The 393-nt window shown below is 59.3% G+C and carries 1 protein-coding gene; it reads left to right on the top strand.

All coding sequences use genetic code 11. The features are described 5' to 3' along the window. Window positions 1-140 precede the first annotated feature (140 nt). Window positions 141-393, top strand: a 253-nt coding sequence (locus tag CWB66_RS21480) for a hypothetical protein (protein ID WP_138587008.1), incomplete at its 3' end; no start/stop codon positions are given.

Genomic DNA, 393 nt, shown 5'->3' with positions numbered 1-393 from the left:
CAATCCGCCGTCCGAAAGGGGGACCTATCGTCGCCCCGCTTCACGGCGCGCGCGTGGCGTGAGCACCGACACTGTCGCCGCGCAGGGCGTCTGTGACGGCTCCTGCACGCATCCAGACCCGACTAAGGAGAATGCGCGCCATGGCTAAGCTGATCAGCTCCGACGCGATGTTTTTGGGAGGTTTCCTTTTTGGCTTGATGCAGCCTGAAAAGGGCCAAGTCACCTTCAAGATGAACGAAAGCCGCCCGTCGAAGCGTACGCAAGACGCACTGGATGAATTAGTTGAGGCTGGGATGGTCTCGGTCGAACCATTCAACCACTATGGAGGCTTCGTCTACACGCCGGTTGTGTCTTTCAAGCGCCCTTCCACGGAGCTTGAACAACGCATCGGCC

It is taken from the genome of Pseudoalteromonas sp. S558 (assembly GCF_005886635.1).
GTDB lineage: Bacteria > Pseudomonadota > Gammaproteobacteria > Enterobacterales > Alteromonadaceae > Pseudoalteromonas > Pseudoalteromonas aliena.
Note: the sequence above shows the minus strand (reverse complement) of the source record. Positions and strands in the feature narration are given on the sequence as shown.